The sequence below is a fragment of the Gilliamella sp. ESL0441 genome (assembly GCF_019469185.1).
Lineage (GTDB): Bacteria > Pseudomonadota > Gammaproteobacteria > Enterobacterales > Orbaceae > Gilliamella.
On the sequence record NZ_CP048264.1, the window covers coordinates 137,940 to 162,343 of the forward strand.

The following is a 24,404-nucleotide window of genomic DNA, read 5'->3' on the forward strand; positions in this document are numbered from 1 at the left end:
TGCCTCCTATTTTACCTTTTCTTGATGTAATAAAATGGGTAATAAAAATTGTCGAGCCGAATAAATAATCTGCTCAATAAGTGGATTGGTTAATTCAGGATATAATCGGGCATAATAATTATCACATTCTGCTGAATTGAATCCCCCTCCTTGCCAAGTGTTTTTAAGTTGATTGATAGCTTTTTGACTGATTTCAATCTCATTTGTTTTAGAATTATACGCGGATACTAACCAATTCCATGCACTTTGAATTGGGAAGAGTAACGGTTGATTAATACCTTGCAAATAGCCTTCGATTAAAGTTGTTAAAATAATTTGTGCTTGCTCAGGGTTTAAATATTCGAAACGCCATTCACTCTCTTCCCGACCATAGATGCGACTATAGCTATTCGTGTTTTCAGGATTGGAGATGCAATAAATAAGATGATCGATCCATAATGTCATGCCATCACGGATCGAAAGTTTCGATGGTCGCCATGTTAAAATTCCATCCTCTTGAACATGGGTTAACCAGCCTTGCAGTATGTAATGTTGTCCATTAGCAAAAAGGGTTAAATTGACCTCTTCGGCAGTTTGTATCAGGCGTTCTTGGCAGATTTTATTCGCTAACGATTGCATGGATTCATTTTGTTCATCATAAATAATCTGACCAAAGGCGCCGTCTGGTAACTCGCCGGTTAATGCTAATCGATGATACAAATCTGATTCTTGGATAGTGTGATCAATCAATTGATTTAAAATTTTTACATTAAGCTGGTATCGTTCAAAATTATCCAGATTAAAATTTTCAGCATCCGGTAAAGTATCATCAAGATAATTAATATAGAAATTGAATCGTTTTTGTAAAAAAAATCGTATGGAGTGTTGATAGAATCGTTTTAATTCATCAAGACTAATGTTATCAATCGTCATCGCCGAAATATCACTAATGAAGGATTGACTTTCACCTTGCTGTTGTGCTGCCGGTAGCCATTCATTGGCATAGCTTTTAGGCGGATTTAAATAATTTTGAGGATTAAATGGTGTGCGCGTATGGATGACACGTAAATTATCGAAACCGTTTGTATTATCTTTGGTATTATCATAGTATTGAACGATATAATCCCATAACTCATCAATTAATACTGACGGATAACGTTCAGTATTATCTTTAATTTCTCGCCCAATATAACTCATGTAGAGTTGTTTTTGAGCCGATAAAATTGCTTCTAAAAAGAGATATCGATCATCTGTGCGACGACTTCGATCCCCTCGTCTTGGGTACTGAGCAATCAAATCAAAATCAAGCGGTAGCGATGTTCTAGGATAATCACCATCGTTCATACCTAATAAACATACCACTTTAAAGGGAATCGAACGCATTGGCATCATAGTACAAAAATTGATTTTGCCCACTAAAAAGCGATGAGCTAAATGATTTTGTTCTAAACGTGATTGCATCGCATCATGTAAAATAGTCATCGATATGTTATCCGCAAAATTTGCTAACAATCTACTGTCAATCAGCTTTTGCCACTCATCTTGAATCATCAATAAAATAGATTCACGTTGTTCATTACTAATAAAAAAATCATTGAGTAATTCAAGGCAACAACTTTGCCATTCAACTAATGGTTTGGCTTGACTTAACAATGTTGACCATTTACGGACTATACTAATAAATTCAGCTAATTGACCAATAAGTTCAGCATCCAAACCAGTCGCACCATCATACGGGAGTATTTGCTGCCAGCTTCCTTGCTCACTGCTCATCGTATAACCAAGCAACAAACGTTCAAGTCCAAATAACCAACTATGGGCATTTTCAAGACCAAAACGAATACCCGATTCAATGATCCATGTCCTTAAAAGCGTTAATTGTGATTCATTGATCGAAAATTTTTCCGAAATTGCTGGTATCTCCAGTAAATTAAACAACTCTTCTGCCGTAAATCGACTTTGAGGAAAATTTAAAATCGCAAAAAATGCTTGCACAATGGGATCAATATTTCGAGCTTTCTGATCGGAAATAGTGAAAGGTAGATAACGTTGACCTTCAGCATTACCAAAAACGGCACGAATATAAGGGATGTATTTATCAATATCTGAAACCATCACAATGCAATCACGTAACTCTATGGTTGGATCAGCATCAAAGACAGATAGTAAATAGTCATAGAGTACTTCGACCTCACGCTGTTCGCTATGGCATGCATGAAACGAAATTGATTTATCGGTTGAGTCAATGTGAAGTGCAGTTTTATCTGACGGATATAGCTCCAGTATATCTTGCTGAATAGCATGTAATAAACAAGTGCGATCGTGATCAGCAAACACATCAATATCTTGTTTGTTTTGGAATTCCTGTAATAAAAACAGACAATCCCGACCTAGTTTTCCCCATGACGTTAAGAGTGGATTTGGAGTTTTATCGGGTGTATTTTGTATGTCAGTTAGCTGTTTTTCGACAATATCTCCCCAATACCATTTGCAAGGATTGTTAAACATTAAATGTACATCGATATGTTTTCCAAGTGCTGAGAGTAGCGAAAGATAAATGGGTGGAAGGGAAGTAATACCAAAAATAAAAATACGGTCGGGTAACGTATTTAACCGTTTTTTATCAAAATGGTCATCCAGTAGGATATCAAGCATTTGCTGGTAGATATTTGCACGGTGATACGGCTGACTAATGGCTATTAATTGTCTCCACAGCTCCGCTTGCCAAATTTCATCGGGATGATGATTTAATTCAACCACGGTTTTATTCGATTCCCATTTTGCTAGCCAGTCAGGGCGATAAACTAAGTACTGATCGTATAAACGAGCAATACGTGTTGCCAGTTGATATAACTTTCTTTCTGTTTTATCTATATTGAGATAATGTTTGAGTGCGCTAAATTCCTGCTTATCAATGAGTTGAGGCAGCAAATAAAATAGACGCCAAGTCATGGCTTCAGGATTAAAACTGTTTTCAATTGGCGAATCGGGTAATAAAGCTTGATAAACTTGCCAGATAAACTGAGTTGGATAAGGAAAAGCAATGTTTGCCACAATACCGAGTGCATCTGCAAGCTCGATCTGCAACCATTGCGCCATGCCTTGGCTTTGCACGATCACCATATCGGGCATGAACACATTTTCTAATGGTTGTCTTTGCATCAATTCACTCACCAATGATTTGAGCAGATCGACTTGATTTGAATGATAAACGGTAAACATAGTCGCTTTTATGTCGAAAAAGTTACTAAAATTATCGCTGATAGCGAATAATAAATCCAGTATCCTATTATTATAAATATTCGATTATGTATCTGTAGTGCGTTTGAATGCGTTTTTTACTATTCAAATATTTATGTCGTTAACTTCGATTATTTATCGGAATCAAAAATTAACTTTGGCAAGAGATGTCAATTGTACTCTTAAAATTAAATATTTATTATTTTTATTATATATAAAGAGTTAATAGTATAATATCAATTCACTAACAAATTAAATTTGGGGGAAATAATGTTTCGTATCGTTCCATATCAAGCCTGTTATCAATCGGCATTTAAATTGATTAATGAACAATGGATTCAAACGTATTTTGTGATGGAAGATTCCGATTATAAAGCATTAGACAATCCCCAAGAATATATTTTAGATCGAGGTGGATATATTTTTATTGCTTTAATAGATGATCAACCTGTAGGCAGTTGTGCATTAATTAAAATGCATGATAGCGAATATGATTTTGAATTGGCAAAAATGGCTGTTTCACCTCAAGCACAAGGTAATAAAATAGGTTATCATTTAGGACAAACAGCATTAAATCAGGCTAAAAAATTAGGTGCAAAAAAAATTTATTTAGAAAGTAATACTATATTAGCGCCAGCAATAAAGCTTTATCGTAAATTGGGATTTACTGAAATTAAAGGTATCGCATCACCTTATCAACGTTGCGATATTCAAATGGGATGTCAACTATAAATAGAGTAAGCATCCAATAAGAGATGAAATACCTATGAATCACAAATTCAAAATGAGTAAGGCAACATTATTAAAATAGCGCGGATTATCATTTTTCGCTATGTGAATTTTTAGGTATAGTGATTTATGATTTACAGATTAATGAAAGTAATGCTATAACAAAATAAAAAGGTTACTAAATTTGCTTTGGTAACCTTTTTGATTTTAATAACAAAATTATTGTCCAATACGACGTGTTAATTCGATAACACGCATTTTAGCTAAAGCTTTTGACAATTCAGCAGAGGCTTGTGCAAATGACATATCATCACTTGGGTGATTAATATGTTCTTGGGCACGTCTGACTGCTTCTTGTGCTCTGGCTTCATCTAAATCTTCGCCTCGAATAGCCGTATCAGCTAAGATTGTTACTATATTAGGTTGAACTTCTAATATACCACCCGATAGGTAGATAAATTCTTCTTCACCATTGGGTTTCACAATACCCACCATACCTGGTTTAATGGTAGTAAGCAGTGGCGTATGACCCGGGTAAATACCGAGTTCACCTTCAATACCTGTGACTCTGATTCGCTGAACATCACCCGAAAATAGGTGAGATTCAGCACTAACAACTTCTAATTGATAGGAAGTTAGTGCCATAATACTATCTCCGTTCAATGAATCTCTTACAGAGATTTCGCTTTTTCAATCGCTTCATCGATTGAACCAACCATATAGAATGCTTGTTCAGGAATGTGATCATAATCACCATTCATGATACCTTTAAAAGCACTGATTGTATCTTTTAATGGCACATATTTACCCGGTGAGCCAGTGAACACTTCGGCAACGAAGAATGGTTGAGATAAGAAGCGTTGAATTTTACGTGCACGAGCCACGGTCAATTTATCGTCTTCTGATAACTCATCCATACCAAGAATAGCGATAATATCTTTTAATTCTTGATAACGTTGTAAAATTGATTGCACGCCTCGTGCACAATCATAGTGTTCTTGACCAACAACCAATGGATCTAATTGACGACTGGTTGAATCAAGTGGATCAACCGCAGGATAGATACCTAATGAAGCGATTTGACGACTTAATACGATTGTTGCATCTAAGTGAGCAAAGGTTGTCGCTGGTGATGGGTCTGTCAAGTCATCGGCTGGTACGTATACGGCTTGAATTGATGTAATTGACCCCGTTTTAGTCGATGTAATACGTTCTTGAAGGATACCCATTTCTTCGGCTAATGTTGGTTGATAACCTACTGCTGATGGCATACGACCCAATAGTGCCGATACTTCTGTTCCGGCTAAGGTATAACGATAAATATTATCGATAAATAAGAGTACGTCTTTACCTTCATCACGGAATTTTTCAGCCATCGTTAATCCTGTCAACGCTACGCGTAAACGGTTTCCAGGTGGCTCATTCATCTGACCATAAACAAGCGATACTTTATCAAGTACGTTTGATTCTTTCATTTCATGATAAAAGTCATTACCCTCACGAGTACGCTCACCAACACCTGTAAATACAGAGTATCCAGAATGTTCGATAGCGATGTTACGGATTAACTCCATCATGTTAACGGTTTTACCTACACCTGCACCACCGAAAAGACCGACTTTCCCCCCTTTTGCAAACGGACAAATTAAGTCGATAACTTTAATACCGGTTTCAAGTAACTCAGTTGAGTTAGCCAGTTCTTCATAGGTTGGCGCTGCACGGTGAATAGCCCAGCGCTCTTCTTCGCCAATTGGACCTGCTTTATCAACAGGATCACCAAGTACGTTCATAATACGACCTAGTGTTTTAGTACCTACCGGTACTTCAATGCCGTGCCCTGTGTTGACGACTTTAAGTCCACGTCTTAAACCATCAGATGATCCCATTGCGATACAACAAACAACGCCACCACCTAATTGTTGCTGAACTTCCAGAACTAATTTTTCGGCGCCAGTTTCCACTTCTAATGCATCATATACCTTTGGTACTGCATCTTCTGGGAATTCGACATCAACCACCGCACCGATGATCTGGACAATCTTTCCAGTAGCCATTTTTATTCCTCTACGTCTTTTTCTTAACTATAAGCCAATATATTTAGCATTAACCTGAAACAGCAGCTGCGCCCGATACAATATCAATCAATTCATTGGTAATCGCACCTTGACGTGCTTTGTTATACACAATCTGTAATTCATTGATTAAATTTGCACCATTATCGGTTGCTGCTTTCATGGCCACCATTCTTGCTGCTTGTTCACTCGCTAGATTTTCTACCACAGCTTGATAAACCTGTGATTCAATATAACGACGTAAAATCACATCTAAAAGCGATTTAGCATCAGGCTCATAAATATAATCCCATGTTGAAGCAGTGAGTTTTTTATCTTCTGAATGTGGTAATGGTAATAATTGCTGAATAGTCGGTTTTTGCGACATGGTATTAATAAATCTATTCGTTGCGATATATAATCTATCAATTTTCCCATTGTCATACGACTCAAGCATCGTTTTTACTGGACCTATCAAATCAGATAATTCTGGTTCATCACCTAAATTAGTCACTTGGGTTAAAATGTTTGTTTTTACTGATGAGAAAAACGAAACCCCTCGTGAACCAATTAATGCGACATCTGCTTCTACACCTTTTTCCTGCCATGTTGACATATCAGCAACGACAGTTTTAAAAAGATTGATATTTAAACCACCACATAAACCACGATCGGTTGAAATAATAAGATAACCAACTCGTTTTACATCCCTTTCTTCTAAATAAGGATGTTTGGCACCTATCTGAGCTAACGCTAAATGTCCAATTACTTCACGAATCATTTCGGCATATGGACGAGAAGATGCCATTCTATCTTGCGTTTTACGCATTTTGGAATTGGCAACCATTTCCATTGCTTTTGTGATCTTTTGCGTACTTTGGATACTGGCAATTTTCGTTCTGATCTCTTTTGCATTAGCCATTTGTTACCTCACCCTTACCAAGTTTGAGTTGATTTAAAGCTATCAAGCATTGCTTTTAACTTACTTTCAATCTCATCATTGTAATTGCCTGTCTCGTCAATCTGTTTAACAAAATCGGCATATTGACTATGCGCATAAGCTAGTAGTGCTGCTTCAAATGGTAAAACCTTAGCGAGTTCAACATCTTCAAGATAACCACGCTCTGCTGCATAAAGAACAATTGATTGTTCAGCAACTGTCATTGGTGAGTATTGCTTTTGTTTCAATAATTCAGTTACTTTTTCACCATGACTTAATTGGTTTCTTGTTGCTTCATCTAAATCAGATGCAAACTGAGAAAACGCCGCTAATTCACGATATTGTGCAAGGGCTGTACGAATACCACCAGATAATTTTTTCATTATCTTAGTTTGTGCAGCACCACCTACACGAGAAACCGAAATACCCGGGTTAACCGCAGGACGGATACCAGAGTTAAACAAGCTGGTTTCTAAGAATATCTGACCATCAGTAATTGAAATTACGTTAGTTGGTACGAACGCTGAAACGTCACCAGCTTGGGTTTCAATAATCGGTAGAGCCGTTAATGAACCTGTTTTACCTTTCACTTCACCTTTGGTGAACTCTTCAACATACGCTTCGTTAACACGTGCTGCACGTTCAAGTAGGCGAGAATGTAAATAGAATACATCACCCGGATAAGCTTCACGTCCAGGTGGACGACGAAGTAACAATGAAATTTGACGGTAAGCAACCGCTTGTTTAGATAAATCATCATAAACAATTAATGCATCTTGACCACGATCACGGAAGTACTCGCCCATTGCACAACCTGCGTACGGCGCTAAGTATTGTAATGCCGCTGATTCAGAAGCGGATGCAACAACAACAATGGTATTTTTTAGTGCACCATGTTCTTCAAGTTTACGTACAACATTGGCAATGGTTGATTGTTTTTGACCAATGGCAACGTAGATACATTTAACACCTGAGTTACGTTGGTTAATAATTGCGTCGATTGCTAATGCGGTTTTACCGGTTTGTCGGTCTCCGATGATAAGTTCACGTTGACCACGTCCGATAGGAATCATTGAGTCAACGGCTTTATAACCGGTTTGTAATGCTTGGTCAACCGATTGACGGTCGATAACACCAGGTGCGACGACTTCAACAGGAGAAAAACCATCATTTTGAATTGAACCTTTACCGTCGATTGGTTCACCAAGGGTATTAATAACCCGACCTAATAGACCATCGCCGACAGGTACTTCTAAAATACGACCAGTACATTGTACTTTCATCCCTTCGGATAGATCTTCGTATGGTCCCATAACGACTGCACCGACAGAATCTCTTTCAAGGTTTAACGCCATTGCGTAACGATTTCCGGGTAGTGAAATCATTTCACCTTGCATGACATCGGTTAATCCGTGGATTCGAAGGATACCATCACTTACCGATATGATCGTTCCTTCATTGTGAGCGTTACTCACAATATTGAACTGAGCAATACGCTCTTTAATTAGTTCACTTATTTCAGTTGAATTTAGCTGCATTATCAGTCCCCTTAAGACTGTAGAGCGTCATTTAATCTTGTTAAACGCCCTCTGATACTACTATCAATAACCATATCGCCCGTACGAATAATAAAACCAGAAATGAGCGATGGATCAATATGACATTTTAGTTTTACTTTTCGTGATAAACGTTTTTCGACAGCGATAGAAATCTTATCAAGTTGTTCGTTAGACAGTGCTTGTGCCGAAATGACATCGACATCTGCTTGCGCTTCTTTTTCTGAACAATATTGTTCAAACAGTGTAAGCACTTCGGGAAGAAGTGATAACCGTTTGTTTTCAGACATAATCTTAATAAAATTAGTACTAAACTCATCTAATACATCTTGACAGATATTGATGAGTAAGTTAGCAACCGAATCGGCTTTCATGTCAGATGTCAAAATACTGCGAATTTGCTCGTTTTGACTAACTTCAGATGTTAACACTAACATTTTATGCCAAGTTTCGATGTTATTTTTTTCTACCGCAAACTCAAAAGCAGCTTTAGCATAAGGGCGAGCAATTGTAATTAAGTCTGCCATTGCTCTAGTCTCCTTATAATTCAGCTACGAGTTTATCAATGATGTCGCTATTTGCGGCTTCATTAACAGAGCGTTCAATAATTTTTTCTGCACCAGCAATAGCAAGTGTAGCGACTTGTTGTTTAAGCTCTTCTTTAGCTCGTTTACGTTCAGCCTCTACTTCAGCAAATCCTTGCGCAACAATTCGTTCTTTTTCTCGAATTGCTTCTTGTTGTGCTTCTTCAAGAATAATTGCTTTGCGTTTATTGGCTTGCTCTATAATTGCATTAGCCTCAACCTTAGCCTGTTGCATTAAGTCAGATGTATTTGCTTTGGCTAATTCCAAATCTTTTTTTGCTGTTTCTGCTGAAGCAAGTCCATCAGCTATCTCTTTTTGACGTTTTTCAATCGCAGCGATAACAGGAGGCCAAACAAACTTCATACAGAACCAAACAAACAATACAAATGTTATTGCTTGGCCGAGGAGAGTTGCGTTCATATTCATGAGACGATTCCTCTTAAATTTTTATTAGCCGGCTACAGCAAAGATGATATAAAGCGCAATACCCACACAAATCATTGGGATCGCATCCACTAGCCCCATAACAATGAAAAATTGAGTTCGTAACATAGGGATTAATTCCGGTTGGCGAGCTGCCCCTTCTAAGAATTTTCCACCTAATATACCGATACCGATTGCGCCACCTACAGCAGCTAATCCCATCATTATGCCTGCGGCTACATATAAAATTTCCATTATATACTCCAGTTTAATATAAAAAATATTGAAATTAATGTTCTTCTGTTGCCGATGCCATTGCTAAATAAACGATCGTCAACACCATAAAAATAAAAGCTTGTAATGTAATAATTAAAATATGGAAGATGGCCCACGGTAAGGATAATACCCATTGTGACCACCAAGGTATTAACGCCGCAATTAAGATAAAAATAAGCTCACCAGCATACATATTACCAAAAAGTCGTAGGCCTAAAGATAGTGGTTTAGCTAATAGGCCAACAAGTTCAAGAACTAAATTAATTGGTGCTAAAGCCCAATGATTAAATGGATGAAGGGTGTAATCTTTAATAAATCCTGAAATTCCTTTGTACTTGATAGAATAGAAGATAATTAAGATAAATACGCCTAAAGCCATTGACATAGTAATGCTGACATCTGCAGTTGGCACTACTCTTAAATGGGATAGACCAAGATATTGGCCTGCGTAAGGAAGAAAATCAACAGGGATTAAATCCAATAAGTTCATTAAGAAAATCCAAATAAACACAGTTAACGCTAATGGCGCAATGAGTTTATTTTGACCAGTGAACATGTCTTTGACAGTATTATTAACAAATTCAAAAATCATCTCGACAGCACACTGTAATTTACCTGGTACTCCACTTGTTGCTTTTCTGGCAACACGATGAAAAATCCATAAGAAAACAAAACCCATTAAAATTGAAAAAAATAATGAATCGAGATTAAGGGTCCAAAATCCTGAACCTACTTGTAAGTTTTCAAGATGGTGCTTGATATAAGCTTGTGGCGAAGCCGGAGAGGAAACTGCCATATAACCTTCTTACTTATTCCTAAAAATAAAAACATATTACAATGTTTTGTCTATATTAAAAGGTATAGACAATCGCTGTAATAACCCTAAGCTACTAATTTAAACTCAATTACCTATATAAAGTCAAGAAATTATTAAAAAAACAAATAATTTGCATGAATTTAAATAATTTTATGTAAAGAATGCCGCTTGTTATTAATATGTTTATTAATAAATTATTTTTAATAATATCTTTACTATATCACATTAAAAATTTTATTTTTTAGCTTTAATAGCTTGTGCAATCTGTTCGGCTAATTTTACCACCACTGATTCATCAATCCCTTCTACCATTACTCGTATTAGTGGTTCAGTCCCTGATTTTCGTATTAACACTCGGCCATTTTCCGCCAGTTTTTTTTCTGCGCTCTCAATAACTGATTTTACCGTTGAATCGTTTAGTGGATCGTTTTCACCTGATGTACGAACATTAATTAATATTTGAGGTAGCATCGTCATTCCACTACATAAGTCAGCTAATGACATATCGTTGCGAACCATAGCACTTAAAACTTGTAGACCAGCAATAATTCCATCGCCAGTTGTTGTTTTGTCTAATAGCAAAACATGACCTGAGTTTTCAGCCCCTAAACGCCATTTCTTCTCAATAAGTTTTTCAAGGACATAACGGTCACCAACTTTAGCACGAACAAAAGGTATGCCAAGGTTTTTTAGTGCTATTTCAAGTCCCATATTGCTCATCAATGTACCAACAACACCACCTTGTAGTTGACCTTGTCTGAGTGCTTCGCGAGCAATGATATAAATAATCTGATCGCCATCAATTTTTCGACCTTCATGGTCAACCATTATAATGCGATCACCATCCCCGTCTAATGCAAAACCTAAATCTGCTTGTTCATCAATAACTCGTTTTGACAATGCTCTGACATCAGTAGCACCACAATTTTCATTAATATTTACACCGTCAGGTTCACAGCCAATTTTGATGACTTTTGCGCCTAGCTCACGCAATACTTTTGGCGCAATATGGTAGGTTGCGCCATTCGCACAATCGACTACAATTTTCAGACCCGATAGACTTAGCTCATGATCAAAGGTGCTTTTACAAAATTCGATATAACGGCCTGCAGCATCCGTAATACGGCTGGCACGTCCTAATTGTTTGGATTCGACACAATCTATATTTTTTTCTAATTCTGCTTCAATTTCTAATTCAATTGAATCTGCAAGTTTTTTCCCTTCGGTAGAAAAAAATTTAATACCATTATCATAGAAAGGGTTGTGTGAAGCAGAAATGACAACACCCGCATCAGCTCGAAAAGTTCGAGTTAAGTATGCGATAGCAGGCGTTGGCATTGGGCCTGTAAAGGCAGCAGCAACACCGGCAGACGCAAATCCTGCTTCAAGTGCTGATTCAAGCATGTAGCCTGATATCCGTGTATCTTTACCAATTAAGACTTTTTTCACGCCGTCTTTAGCTAATATCCGCCCAGCAGCCCAGCCTAATTTAAGAGCAAAATCCGGAGTAATAGGGTATTGCCCAACTTTACCTCGAATACCATCCGTACCAAAATATTTTCGTTCAGACATCTTATTTCCTCATATTAAGGTCTAACTCTTGATAAATCTGTTAGTATTTTATTGCATAAATTTCGTTTTTATCTTGTATAAATAGTGAAGATAATATGTATGTTTAAATTTAAAACTATTCTCTGTTGTCATTGGCAAATTTTAATAAAACTTGGCTTTCTTTGATAAAGCGTTGTGCATAAGGACCAAACCATTTTGTAACTTGATTAAAATTCTCAACAAATTTACCTTTATCGCGTTGCTCAATCAAGTTGACCATTTGCCCAAAACAATGATAATAACGTTTAATCAATTCAATATTATCGTCTGATGCCATAATAATATCGGCATAAAGTTCAGGGTCTTGAGCAAATAGCCTTCCGACCATCATTAATTCAAGGCGATATATAGGTGAAGATAACGCAATTAATTGTTCTAAATCTGCTTGCTCGCGTTGTAAATTAACCCCATAGGAAAAAGAGGTGAAATGGCGTAATGCTTGGATAAATGACATGCATTTGTCATGCTCTTTGGCACTTATAGCACATAAGTTTGCCCCCCAAATTCGCATTTGATCGATAAGCCATTGGTATTTTTCTGGCTCTCTTCCTTCACAATACACTATAATTTGTTTCGCTAAATTAGGCACATCAGGACCAAACATAGGGTGTAAGCCAACGACAGGGCCTGGATGTTTTTCTAACATGGCTTGAAGCGGTTTTACTTTGATAGATGTAAAATCGGTTAATATACAATTTTTAGGTAGAGTAGGTAATTGTTGAATGATTTGACAGGTTTTATTTATTGGTACGGTCACAATAACTGCAGCAGCATCGGCAACTACCTGCGAGGCTTGATGCATAGTTTTTGAGCCTAATGTTTTTACCTCATAACCTGAAAGCGTAAATAATCGAGCAAATAATCGCCCCATTTGTCCATTGCCACCGATAATAACAATTGATCCTCGGCCTTTATAAACTTTTTTAAAACCTTTGTCGTTTTCACTAATATAAGATTCTCGCATTAGTCGCCGTAATATATCTTCGATTAGCGCTGGAGAAATACCTAAATTTTCTGCCTCTTGCCGTCTTTTCGCTAACATCTCAGCTTCACGCTTAGGATCATAAATTGGAATACCATATTTGCTTTTTACTTCGCCAACTTCTTCGACTAAGGCTAATCGCTGAGTAATAAGTGATAAGATTGATTTATCGACCTCATCAATTTTATCGCGTAGTTTAAGTAATTCCGTTGTCATATTCGGTGATTCCTTTATCACAAATGGTAGCTTTTACTGTAATAGCTTAACAGTATATCGTATTTTTGATAGCATGGTTAAATCTAAACATCAAATCGAATATAATAAATTTATCATGAAAGTTATCTCATTTAATATTAATAGCCTGCGTGCACGCATTCATCAGTTAGCCGCAATTATTGATAAACATCAGCCCGACATTATTGGTTTACAAGAAACCAAAGTTCACAATGATCAATTTCCTGTCGAAGAGTTAGCACAATTTGGTTATCACTTACATTATCATGGTCAAAAAGGGCATTATGGTGTTGCGTTATTAACCAAACAAAAACCAATATCAGTGCAGTGTGGCTTTCCAACCGATAGTGATGATGCGCAGTGCCGTTTAATTATGGCAGAGTTACCGACCAACCAAGGAAATTTAACCGTGATAAATGGTTATTTTCCACAAGGTGAAAGTTTGCATCATGAAGTTAAATATCCTGCCAAGCGTAAGTTTTATCATGATTTGATTGATTATTTACGCCAACATCAATTGAGTAATCAGTTATCCTTGATAATGGGAGATATGAATATTTGCCCAACTGATTTAGATATCGGTATTTCTGATGATAGTCGTAAACGTTGGTTACGAACTGGTAAATGTTCATTTTTACCCGAAGAGCGGGAGTGGATGAGTAATTTAATGTCATTAGGCTTTATCGATACTTATCGTCATGCACATCCAACTGAGCAAGACTATTCATGGTTTGATTATCGATCTAAAGGTTTTGATACCTTTACTGGACTGCGCATCGATTTAATTTTAGCCAGTCAAAAATTATTATCCTATTGTCAGCAAACTGGCATTGATTATGATATTCGAGCCATGGACAAACCGTCTGATCATGCACCAATTTGGGCTGAATTCGATTTAACATAAATTTTTAGTATCATTAAGAAGGATGAGTACATGTTGAATAATTCGATTTTATCGGTAAAAGATCTTAATCAAATGGTCAAAGATCTACTTTCTGATGCGATTGGTCAAATTTGGTTAGTTGGCGAAATTTCGAATTTTTCTCGTCCATCTTCAGGGCATTGGTATTTTACGCTTAAAGATGATGCTGCCCAAGTGCGTTGTGCGATGTTTCGAAATAGTAATTTTCGAACGGGGTTTACACCACAAAATGGGCAACAAGTTTTAGTTCGAGCGATGGTGACATTGTACGAAGCTCGTGGAGAATATCAATTAGTCATTGATAAAATGCAACCGGCTGGTGCAGGATTACTGCAACAAAAATTTGAGCAATTAAAACAAAAACTATCTGATGAAGGACTCTTTGATCCTATCTATAAAAAAAGTTTACCAGAAAATATTCGTACTGTTGGTATTATTACCTCAGCAACTGGGGCGGCATTGCATGATATTTGTCAGATTTTAAAACGCCGGGATCCCAGTTTACAGCTAATCATTTATCCGACCCAAGTTCAAGGTACAGAAGCTGCTGGTCAAATAGCCAAGATGATCCAAATAGCAAATGCACGTCAAGAGTGTGATGTGTTGATTGTCGGGCGAGGAGGTGGATCGCTTGAAGATCTTTGGTCATTCAATGAAGAAGTGGTTGCAAGAGCGATATTTGCTAGTCAACTACCTATTGTAAGTGCAGTTGGACATGAAATTGACTTCACAATAGCTGATTTTGTTGCTGATGTGAGAGCAGCGACGCCTTCCGCTGCCGCAGAGCTTGTTAGTCATGACAATAAAGAACAGATTCGGCGAATTCAGATACAAGAACAACATTTATCGATGGCGATGGATTATTACTTAACAAGACAACGCGAAATATTGAATAAATGGTTTCATCGACTTCAGGCGGAACATCCCCAAGCAAAGCTATCTCAACAATTAAATCGACTCATTACTTATCGACACGCGTTATATGAAAATATTCAGCAACATTTGCTTAAACTTACCAATCAATATAATCGATTAGATAGAAAATTATTGAGTGTTTCGCCAGAATATCACATCACGTTTTATGGTCAGACATTATATCAAAAGCAACAGCAACTGATTAATATGATTAAACAAAAATTAGCAATGTCGCAACATCAATTTGTTTTACAAACCTCACAACTTAATAATTTAAGTCCGCTGGCAACGTTGGAGCGAGGTTATTCAATTACTACTAACCAACATGATGTAGTAATTTGTAATAGTCAACAAGTGAAAGTGGGTGAATGTATCACGACAAGGTTAAAAGAAGGGATGTTAGTCAGTCAAATTACTGAGGTGAAATAAAATAATTAATTATTATGATAAAAATCATAATACTAATCTTCAATTTTAAACAATAAAGTATACTGATTATTTTAATCAGACAAAATTGTCATTAAAATAGTAACGCAGTATATGATACTGCGTTAAAAATTTTTAATAACTAATAATATTTAAGCACATAAGAGAATAGACGATTTATGCATCCCCCAATAGGTATTGATTTAGGTACAACAAACAGCTTAATTTGTGTTTGGCAAGATAGTAAACCGACGCTGATTCCCAACGCAATTGGAGAAGTGGTAACACCATCAGCAATAAGTATTGATGAAGATGGCTCCATTTTAGTTGGTCGAGCAGCGTTATCACGATTAACAACTCATCCCAATCAGAGTGCGTCAGCATTTAAACGTTTTTTAGGATCGAATAAAGTTTTTGAATTAGGCGATAAGAAGTTTACGCCAACAGAACTTTCTGCAATTGTCCTAAAATCTTTAAAAGCTGATGCTGAAGCTTTTCTAAAACAAAACATTCATGATGTGGTGATTTCTGTCCCTGCTTATTTTAATGATGAGCAGCGCAAACAAACCCGTTTTGCAGCTGAACTTGCTGGATTAAACGCGGTACGTTTAATTAATGAACCAACTGCAGCGTCCATGGCATATGGCTTGCATGATGAACAATCCGGTAATACATTAGTTTTTGATTTGGGTGGGGGGACATTTGATGTCACCGTACTTGAATACTCTATGCCAATTATCGAAGTCCATGCTTCGGCGGGCGATAATTATTTAGGGGGAGAAGATTTTACTCATGATATTGTTAAAGCTTGCTTAAGTGAATGGAATATTAAACAGCAAGATGTTTCAGCCGATGATTATGCCAGATTACTTGATTTAGCAGAACAGTTAAAATGCAAGTTAAACGGCGAACAGATGCAACATTTAACTTGGTTTTGGCAAGATAAAGAGTGGCAATTTGAGCTTAACGAAAATCGAGCTAAAATGATTTGGTTGCCATTATTAAATCGCCTTCGAGCACCGGTCGAGCAAGCGTTAAGTGACGCTCGGTTGAAGCCGAATCAACTAGAACATATTGTGTTAGTGGGTGGTTCGTCTCAATTGGGCGTTGTGCGTGAACTGGTTACCAAATTATTTGGCAAATTACCTTATCGCCATATTAATCCGACCACTATTGTGGCACAAGGTGCTGCAGTACAAGCAGCTTGTCGATTGCGTAATAAAGATGTGGAAGAAGTTATTTTGACCGATGTTTGTCCCTACACATTAGGTATTGAAAGTGCGTCGGATAATGTTCATGGCTTATTTTCCCCCATTATTGAACGCAATACAATTGTACCAACTTCCAAAGTGAAGACTTTTTATACTAGTCGTCCACAACAAAAATTGATTTCTATAGCTGTTTATCAAGGCGAAAATCCACGTGTTGAAAACAATGTGTTAATTGATGAGTTTGAAGTTCCTTTGACGCCTATGGAAAAAAAACAAGGGATTGATATTCGTTTCAGTTATGATTTAAATGGATTATTAGAGGTCGATGTTGTGGTACTTGAAACAGGTAAGCAACACGGCAAGGTAATCGATCATAGCCCGATAGGGTTAACAGAACAACAAAAACAGGAAAGTCATGAACGTTTAAAATCACTGAAAATTCATCCCCGAGATCAAATGCAAAATCGTACATTATTAGCTAGATTGGAACGTGCATGGGCGCAATCACTTGGTGATGAACGTCATTTAATTGGATCTTATCTTGAAGCATTTCTTGATGTATTAAATCGTCAAAATCCAGATGAAATTAATGAGTTTCGTTGTGATATTGAGTCTGAACTTAAAGATCTTGATAGATAATTATTCAAAGTAGTATTTATAAACTTCTCCCCTTTTATTATTGATATAAAAGGGAAAGTTTATACACTAGTTTATCTATTCCTTCACAGGCGGTCCATATCGGTTATTTTTTTTATAACTAGGTTTCCAGAAAGGTATTAATATCAGTAAAAATAGGGTATAAATAATGAAGTAACTTGGTTCACCTAAATAACTATCATTTGCACGTCGTTTTAATGCGAAAACAATATTTATTCCCGAAATCATATAAGCAAATTTTGAAACTTCGTTATATATTGATGAGTCGGACAAATATCTATCAAGAAATAAGGCAGAAAAACCAATAATGAACAGACTATAAAAAATTTGTTTACAAAATCCTTTACGATTTGTTCGTCCATCTAAACGCCAAAATTGCCACCATTTATTTTCAGGTAGAGATAATGCATCAACTTGTTTTTGATTTTCACGATTTCTAGCTAAAAGTAAGGCGGCACATAAGCGTAATATCATATTATTGTCTGAATGATTTTTTAGCCCTTCTAACATCTCGATATCATCTTCTTCAATTAGACCACAGTAGTTGGCTAAACATTCTTCAAGATATATTATTCTAGCTGTTAGATCATTATGTTGATATTTATCTTTATTTACTGAAGATGGAAATAACGACAGTTTTTCGAGCGAATTTGCGATTTTTTGTAAATCATCATTATCACCTGCAATTTTATTTAACGTTTGTTGTAATTTCAGATTTTGTTCAGGTTTATATAACAAAATGGTATTTAATATCATTAAATAATAAGGGTTTTGATTGGCAAATTTGGTTTGCCACAATTGTTCGATTTTATTTTCGATATCTTTTAAATCAATTTTTTCAGGATAGTCTATATCAGATTCGATTGAATCTGGGTAATTGATTAAAATACTATTGATTAACCCACTATTATTATCCATTAAATTATAGAGCTCAGTTTTACTTTGCCAGTTTCCATATTTGAAAATATTAATCACTGGAAGTATTTGATCATCATCGGTTAATTTAAACGTATTATTTTCTTTTCGAAGATATTTTGCTGTTTCGTAGGGGTGATTAATTATAGCCATCGTTAAAATAAATTGACGATACCACTCCCAATAAACGTTTTTATCACACGATGAATCAGGCGGAGTTGGAAACTGGTAATAGTGTTCAGATTCTAAGAAAATAAACCAGTCAAACATCTCTATATTTGCATAACGCGAAAAATTATCAAGATGTTTTTTGGCATGCTCCGGAATGGCATCGAATCTATCCAACCATAAACGACCATAGTATTGTTCGTACCCATTCAAGTTAGGATCAAATTTATCTGGAATGGGCGTATTTTCATCACTATCATACAGCCAAGCTTTAAACTCCTGGACGGGTGGAATTTGTTCTAGCCATGTTAATTGTTGCTGAGCTTGGCGTTGTAAATTTTGTAGAATAAAATGCTCAAAGTCATCTTTACTCTGTTCATCAATAATTTGTTGTAATAAAGTTGGATTACCATGTCGTAACATAATGGCATGACGATATAAGCGATATAAACGATTAGAACCGTCATCAAGTAACAACAGTGCAAGAATTTGACGATAATTCCAACTTACATTTAACGACCATTTGATAAAACTCGCAATTTCAGGGGAATACTCATCAGGATCAATTTGTGCTAGTCGTGCAACCGTTGTTGCTGTTAACTGAGGAACTGCGTAAAGGTAAGTTTCTGATGTTTCTGCAGCGATACAATAAGAGTTATTCAATGCGATAATTAACAATGGAAAATAATCACTAGCATAATGCGAGCACCAGCCCGCTATCCAACTGGCTGCTTTTTCTTGATAATGACCTGAGTTATAAAGATCAAGCCAAGCCTGTAAAGATTCATGTTTTTTATCAAGCATAGTATATTGAATTGCTGCAATATATTTCCATTCGATATTGATATGTTCATCTTGATCATCTTGAGTGATGCAGTTCAACGCATAATCTAATAAGGTTTGATTAGGTATTCTTGCAACGCAGTGCCAATTAGCAAATTGAAGCATTAAGCTTTTATCATTGGGTAAATAGATGACGGTATCTTGTGATAAAAAGTCATAAAGATCACTACTTCTACGTTCGTAAAATAACCATTTGGTATAATCGATATAATTTATCGTTGCATCTTGCAGAGCTCTGTTTGTGGTAGGTAACAGGGTATAGTCAAATAAATCTTCACTCTCAATATGATTTAAAAAGATATCATACTTTTCAGATTGATTGGGAGATTGTATTTTCAGTTGTTGGCGCCAACGCAAATTATCCGCTAACAGTTTGATACAAGCGTTTGATACATTGCTTGCTTCATAACTTATTTCTAATAGACGCCATTTTACCGAATCAATGATTGCCATTGGGTAATCGTAAAATGAACTAATAAATTTTTGCCATTCATCGGCGTTAAAACACCTTTTTGGATCATTCAAAAGTACTTGATAAGCAGTACAAATTTCATTTTCTTTGATTTGTTTTTCTGTAAGGGGGTGAGTGACTGCTTGCTCTTGTGATTCTTGTTGTGATTGCCCATCCATTTGTTCGGTTGACTGTGCATACTGTATTGCAAACTCATAAGCTTCACGTAAAGCTTTAAATCCAATCGGGTCTGTTTCGGGATGATAGGAGGGTAACTTGGCTCGATAGGCTTGACGTATTGCGACGGTATCATTCGTTTTTTCTATTTCGAGTAGTTGCCAAATATGTTCATTCATAACCAATCATACTCCGTCAATGATTCTGGTTTTTCAAATTTTTCAATATCAATAAACCATGGTAACCGGTTAAAGGGTGCTTGTTTGTCTTCATATAAATTTGCCATGGATGTTACTTTAGATGGACGGGATAATTCACAGCGTAATTTTTCTAAATCGTCTTTAATCTGTAAATTATTCCAATATTGTAAACCAATAAACCAACTAACAAGGTAGTGTTGCCAAGAATGATAAAAGTATGTTGAACGTAACCCAATTCTATGCAAAATCCACAAACATTCCTCTTCAGTGACATATTTATTCGTCGTGCCAAGTCGTAAAAGATAAGCCATTCGGGCATAATCCCAACTACGAATTCCCGCAGTATTACAGATAGGAAATGTTTGCTCAACAAATGTAAGTATCACTTTATGATAGTCAGTTTGACGTTCATAAAAGCTGAGCCAATCAAATTCAGACAATTGAGAATATTTAGAATAGAATTCAGATAATAATGGTGCATGTCCATCATCAATCATGGTGAAAACGCAATCAAGTAAAGTTTCCCGAGAATCTATTTCCCAACTCTCTTTCAAATCTATAAAATCATCGTTAGGATAAAAAAAAGGTGAGGTATAGCTTGCTCCATATCTTTTATTTATTATTACCATTGGCGCTGACAAACCATATAGCCAATCAATATAATCCTGTTCCATATTAGCCTATAAAATATTAATACATAGTTTAACGTATAAAGATAACAGATTTTTTAAATAGACGTCAGTATGTTTTTCTTTATTTCGTTTGTTTTTTTTAAAAAACAATAATTATTATGAACAACAATAAAATTGTTTTGAAAATTACTGTGTGCAAGGCATAATAAAATCAATTTATTTTGTTATTATTTACATATTACTTAGTTATAAATGAAAGGAGTTATAATGAGAAAAATTGCCTTAACGGTAATATTAATGTCCAGCATATTAATGTTACAAGGCTGTGTTGCAGCTGTAATTGGTGCAGGCGCTACAGCTACAGCAAAAGTTGCTTCAGATCCTCGCACAACAGGGACACAAGTTGATGATACAACGTTGAATTCACGAATGGGTATGAAATTAAAAAATAATGCATCTGATTTTATAGGTGCCCACATTTCAACAAGTGCTTATGATGGTAATATTCTTTTAACTGGACAAGCGAATAGCGAACAAATCATGAAAGCTGAGAATCTTGCTCATGAAGTTGAAGGAGTGAAGAAAGTATTTAATCAGATTCGTATTGGTGAGTCTGTTGGTGGTACTACCATTACCAATGATGCATGGATCACAACGAAAGTTAAATCACAATTAGTATTAAATTCTAATACAAAAGCTAGAAACATTAAAGTCGTTACCGAAAATGGTGAAGTATTTTTGATTGGTATTGTTTCGCCAGAAGAGGGGAGAACAGCGGCGGAAGTTTCGAGTAAAGTTAATGGTGTGAGAAAAGTTATTACTTTGTTTACATATCCAAATAAGTAGCAGTTTTACAGAAAAAGGGAGGGACAGTATCCCCCCTTTGTTTTTATTAATTAACCGATTGAATTCGTTCTATTAATTTATCTAATCCTTTTAGTCGAGATTGACTAAGCTCGTCGGTAATTTTAAGTTTACTTAATTCAAACTGAAAATCGATAGCATGAATTTGCTTCGCTGTTTTATGATTTGCAATGATAAGTAAAATTGCGAGTAACCCTTTAACAATTCGACCCTCACTATCACCTTGAAAAACAAAAGTATCATCAGCTTGTTTTTGAAAAGTAAGCCAAACTCGATTTTCACAACCATTGACTTGGTTATTATCCGTTTTTAAATCGGCTGGAAAATCAGGCAATTGTTTTGATAACGCAATGATTTGCCGATAACGATCTTGCCAGTTTTGTTGCTTCAATAATAATTCCGTTAATGTTTGCTGCGATAGCATAATATAGACCTATTTGTCGTTTACATAATGATAAATATTTAAAGTTAACAAAAGTTGGTGATAATACAATTAATCCAAGATTTGTATTGCATGTTGTAATGCATTTATAAAACGATCGATATCGTGTTTGTTATTATAAGGCATCAAAGAAAGACGAATGACACCTTGGCAACCTAGCTTTTGCATTAATGGTTGAGCACAAAGTTCACCAGTGCGTATTGCAATGTTTTGTTCACTTAATAAGATAGCAATATCATTATGATGAATATTGTGGATATTAAATGTGATGATTGAACTATTATTTACACTGTAAAATTGAATATTGGTTAGTTTACTAAGTTGTGATTTTGCATAATCGGCTAATTGTTCGGTATATACTTGTGCTTGATTAAAATCCCAACGTTTTAGCCATTCAAACGTTGCATTAAAGCCTAGCATTCCGGCGATATTGGGTGTGCCTGCTTCAAATTTATACGGATGTTGCTCAGGTATAAAGTGATCGAAAGAGACACTTTTTAGCATTTTACCTCCACCATGCCAAACGGGCATAGTCTCAAGCAAAATTTGTTTACCATATAATACACCGAGTCCTGTTGGACCATATAATTTATGCGCTGAAAATGCATAAAAATCAATATTAAGTTTATCAACATCAATGGGATGATGAACAATACCTTGAGCACCATCCACCACTAAAATGGCATTATATTGGTGAACGATTTGGCTAATCGCTGCTAAATCCGGACAAGATCCTGTCACATTGGACATTTGTGTAATGGCGACAATTTTTGTACGTTCGGATAGAAGTGAAGTCAGATCATCAATAACTGATGACCATTTAATTACTTTGGCACCCGTTTGCTCTGCAACAATTAGCCATGGCAATAAATTGCTATGGTGCTCTAATTCACTAACAATAATCTCATCACCAGCTTTTAGAAAAGGTCGAGCGTAGCTTTGTGCAATAAGATTAATGGATTCGGTCGTACCACTTGTCCAAATAATTTCACTACTCGTTGGAGCGTTAATCCAATCAGCGACATTTTGCCGAGCTTGATTTATTATTTCAGTCACTTGTAAGGCATTAGGGTGCAAACTGCGTTTAACAGTTGCAGTATTGTGTGCATAATATTCCAGTGTCGCATCGATCATCGCTTGGGGCTTGAGTGATGTTGCGGCTGAATCAAGATACACGTTTTCATTGTTCAGAGCAGGAAATTCAGCTCTAAACTTTTGATGAGAAAACTTTTTACTGGTTAAGTTCAAGTCCTGCAATTCCATTCCAATACCCATTACAGTCTCGTTTATGCTCTATATGTAGCGGATTTAATCCTTCTTCGTTCGCTTTAAACTGTTTCACAATATCCAATGTTTCCAACCCAAGTGGTGAAATACGAACAATATCAACTAATCCTTTCATCTCTTTGAGTTGATTACCTAAATTATAGCAATAACCGCTTTGTGTTTGGATCCCATTTAGAACAAACACTTTTTGTTGTTCTTGTGAAAACACTTCACGCCCAACAGGGTATTTGATACAACATGTTTCGCATTTATCTTTGGGTTTATCTTCTGAACGTGCCGTAAAACAACGAGCTGAATAGGCTAACGGCAGGTAACCGTAACTGAAAACTTCAACGTCAAAATTTCGCTCGATATTGAGACTATCAAATTGATTTAGTACATTTGCTAACCAATCCCGAGAAAGTTCAACGGGCATACACCAACGTACCATACCTTGTTTTTGTAATAATTTTAACGTGTATGCGTTATAGCAATTAATTGCAGGGCCGGCAACAAAAGGTAATTTATTTTCTTGAGCGATATTAATTGCAGCTAAATCATTGGCTTCAATTAAAAAATCGCCATTATTAACGAGTAATCTTAATTCATTTAATTCAGATGGAGCTTCAAGCAAAGCCAACGTTGAAAGCACCACTTGTTTACCTGATTTAGCGACTTCTTTAGCTAATTCAAGCCAGTTAGGGACTTTCATTTCACGGCGTTTAGTACAAACTGTTTCGCCCATATAAATAATATCGGCTTCACTTTCTTTTGCCGCATGATAAAAAGCTTCTGTTTCGGTTTTAGGCCAATAGTAAAGCACTGGGCCTAATGCATATTTCATAGTTTTGCTCACTATATTGATTTATGTTAGATCATTTATCAAATCATT

At 36.1% G+C, this 24,404-nt stretch carries 21 protein-coding genes; 5 read left to right on the top strand and 16 right to left on the bottom strand.

The genetic code is table 11. The features are described 5' to 3' along the window. Positions 1-6: 6 nt before the first annotated feature. Positions 7-3,201, bottom strand: coding sequence for an exodeoxyribonuclease V subunit gamma (gene recC, locus GYM75_RS00645; RefSeq protein ID WP_220216299.1), 3,195 nt, complete (start codon positions 3,199-3,201; stop codon positions 7-9). Between the two features lie 288 nt (positions 3,202-3,489). Here recC and GYM75_RS00650 point away from each other — a divergent pair, with 288 nt between their 5' ends. After that, positions 3,490-3,951, top strand: coding sequence for a GNAT family N-acetyltransferase (locus tag GYM75_RS00650; protein WP_220216300.1), 462 nt, complete (start codon positions 3,490-3,492; stop codon positions 3,949-3,951). 216 nt (positions 3,952-4,167) lie between these two features. On the opposite strand, the gene GYM75_RS00655 is transcribed toward GYM75_RS00650, so the two are convergent. The 10 genes from GYM75_RS00655 to tyrA form a co-directional block, all read right to left on the bottom strand. Beyond that, on the bottom strand, positions 4,168-4,593 hold the full coding sequence (locus GYM75_RS00655) for a F0F1 ATP synthase subunit epsilon (protein WP_220216301.1): 426 nt from the start codon (positions 4,591-4,593) through the stop codon (positions 4,168-4,170). A gap of 26 nt (positions 4,594-4,619) precedes the next feature. Then, a complete protein-coding gene (gene atpD, locus GYM75_RS00660) occupies positions 4,620-6,002 on the bottom strand; it encodes a F0F1 ATP synthase subunit beta (RefSeq protein WP_065558531.1) in 1,383 nt (460 codons plus the stop codon). 49 nt (positions 6,003-6,051) lie between these two features. Then, complete coding sequence (gene atpG / locus GYM75_RS00665) at positions 6,052-6,921, bottom strand: F0F1 ATP synthase subunit gamma (protein ID WP_220216302.1); 870 nt, start codon at positions 6,919-6,921, stop codon at positions 6,052-6,054. A 14-nt stretch (positions 6,922-6,935) separates the two neighbouring features. Beyond that, complete coding sequence (atpA, locus tag GYM75_RS00670; protein WP_220216303.1) at positions 6,936-8,477, bottom strand: F0F1 ATP synthase subunit alpha; 1,542 nt, start codon at positions 8,475-8,477, stop codon at positions 6,936-6,938. 11 nt (positions 8,478-8,488) lie between these two features. Then, positions 8,489-9,022, bottom strand: coding sequence for a F0F1 ATP synthase subunit delta (atpH, locus tag GYM75_RS00675; RefSeq protein ID WP_220216304.1), 534 nt, complete (start codon positions 9,020-9,022; stop codon positions 8,489-8,491). Positions 9,023-9,035: 13 nt separating this feature from the next. Next, the gene (atpF, locus tag GYM75_RS00680; protein ID WP_065558535.1) at positions 9,036-9,506 is read right to left on the bottom strand and encodes a F0F1 ATP synthase subunit B; all 471 of its coding nucleotides are present in this window, start codon (positions 9,504-9,506) and stop codon (positions 9,036-9,038) included. Positions 9,507-9,530: 24 nt separating this feature from the next. Next, entirely contained in the window at positions 9,531-9,758 is a 228-nt protein-coding gene (gene atpE, locus GYM75_RS00685; protein WP_370632135.1) for a F0F1 ATP synthase subunit C, read from the bottom strand. A gap of 34 nt (positions 9,759-9,792) precedes the next feature. Next, entirely contained in the window at positions 9,793-10,575 is a 783-nt protein-coding gene (gene atpB, locus GYM75_RS00690; protein WP_220216305.1) for a F0F1 ATP synthase subunit A, read from the bottom strand. 255 nt (positions 10,576-10,830) lie between these two features. Further along, a complete protein-coding gene (gene glmM / locus GYM75_RS00695) occupies positions 10,831-12,168 on the bottom strand; it encodes a phosphoglucosamine mutase (RefSeq protein WP_220216306.1) in 1,338 nt (445 codons plus the stop codon). A 115-nt stretch (positions 12,169-12,283) separates the two neighbouring features. After that, the gene (tyrA, locus tag GYM75_RS00700; protein WP_220216307.1) at positions 12,284-13,405 is read right to left on the bottom strand and encodes a bifunctional chorismate mutase/prephenate dehydrogenase; all 1,122 of its coding nucleotides are present in this window, start codon (positions 13,403-13,405) and stop codon (positions 12,284-12,286) included. 115 nt (positions 13,406-13,520) lie between these two features. On the opposite strand from tyrA, the gene xthA reads away from it, so the two are divergent. From xthA to GYM75_RS00715, 3 genes are all read left to right on the top strand, one after another. Beyond that, a complete protein-coding gene (xthA, locus tag GYM75_RS00705; RefSeq protein WP_220216308.1) occupies positions 13,521-14,327 on the top strand; it encodes an exodeoxyribonuclease III in 807 nt (268 codons plus the stop codon). 30 nt (positions 14,328-14,357) lie between these two features. Next, positions 14,358-15,689: an exodeoxyribonuclease VII large subunit gene (gene xseA, locus GYM75_RS00710; protein ID WP_220216309.1), complete on the top strand. Its 1,332-nt coding sequence runs from the start codon at positions 14,358-14,360 to the stop codon at positions 15,687-15,689. A gap of 176 nt (positions 15,690-15,865) precedes the next feature. Next, complete coding sequence (locus GYM75_RS00715; protein ID WP_220216310.1) at positions 15,866-17,536, top strand: molecular chaperone HscC; 1,671 nt, start codon at positions 15,866-15,868, stop codon at positions 17,534-17,536. 75 nt (positions 17,537-17,611) lie between these two features. Here the strand turns inward: GYM75_RS00715 and GYM75_RS00720 are convergent, their stop codons facing one another. Both GYM75_RS00720 and GYM75_RS00725 read right to left on the bottom strand, forming a co-directional pair. Beyond that, positions 17,612-20,287: a J domain-containing protein gene (locus GYM75_RS00720; RefSeq protein WP_220216311.1), complete on the bottom strand. Its 2,676-nt coding sequence runs from the start codon at positions 20,285-20,287 to the stop codon at positions 17,612-17,614. Further along, entirely contained in the window at positions 20,284-20,982 is a 699-nt protein-coding gene (locus tag GYM75_RS00725) for a DUF1266 domain-containing protein (RefSeq protein WP_220216312.1), read from the bottom strand. The genes GYM75_RS00720 and GYM75_RS00725 overlap by 4 nt, the downstream gene beginning before the upstream one ends. 225 nt (positions 20,983-21,207) lie before the next feature. On the opposite strand from GYM75_RS00725, the gene dolP reads away from it, so the two are divergent. Next, positions 21,208-21,786 (top strand): division/outer membrane stress-associated lipid-binding lipoprotein, encoded by a 579-nt coding sequence (dolP, locus tag GYM75_RS00730; protein WP_220216313.1) that lies wholly within the window; start codon positions 21,208-21,210, stop codon positions 21,784-21,786. 46 nt (positions 21,787-21,832) lie between these two features. On the opposite strand, the gene GYM75_RS00735 is transcribed toward dolP, so the two are convergent. From GYM75_RS00735 to GYM75_RS00745, 3 genes are all read right to left on the bottom strand, one after another. After that, entirely contained in the window at positions 21,833-22,228 is a 396-nt protein-coding gene (locus tag GYM75_RS00735) for a SufE family protein (protein WP_220216314.1), read from the bottom strand. Between the two features lie 69 nt (positions 22,229-22,297). Continuing rightward, a complete protein-coding gene (gene csdA, locus GYM75_RS00740; protein WP_220216315.1) occupies positions 22,298-23,509 on the bottom strand; it encodes a cysteine desulfurase CsdA in 1,212 nt (403 codons plus the stop codon). After that, positions 23,478-24,356 (bottom strand): U32 family peptidase, encoded by an 879-nt coding sequence (locus GYM75_RS00745; protein WP_220216316.1) that lies wholly within the window; start codon positions 24,354-24,356, stop codon positions 23,478-23,480. The genes csdA and GYM75_RS00745 overlap by 32 nt, the downstream gene beginning before the upstream one ends. Positions 24,357-24,404 lie beyond the last annotated feature (48 nt).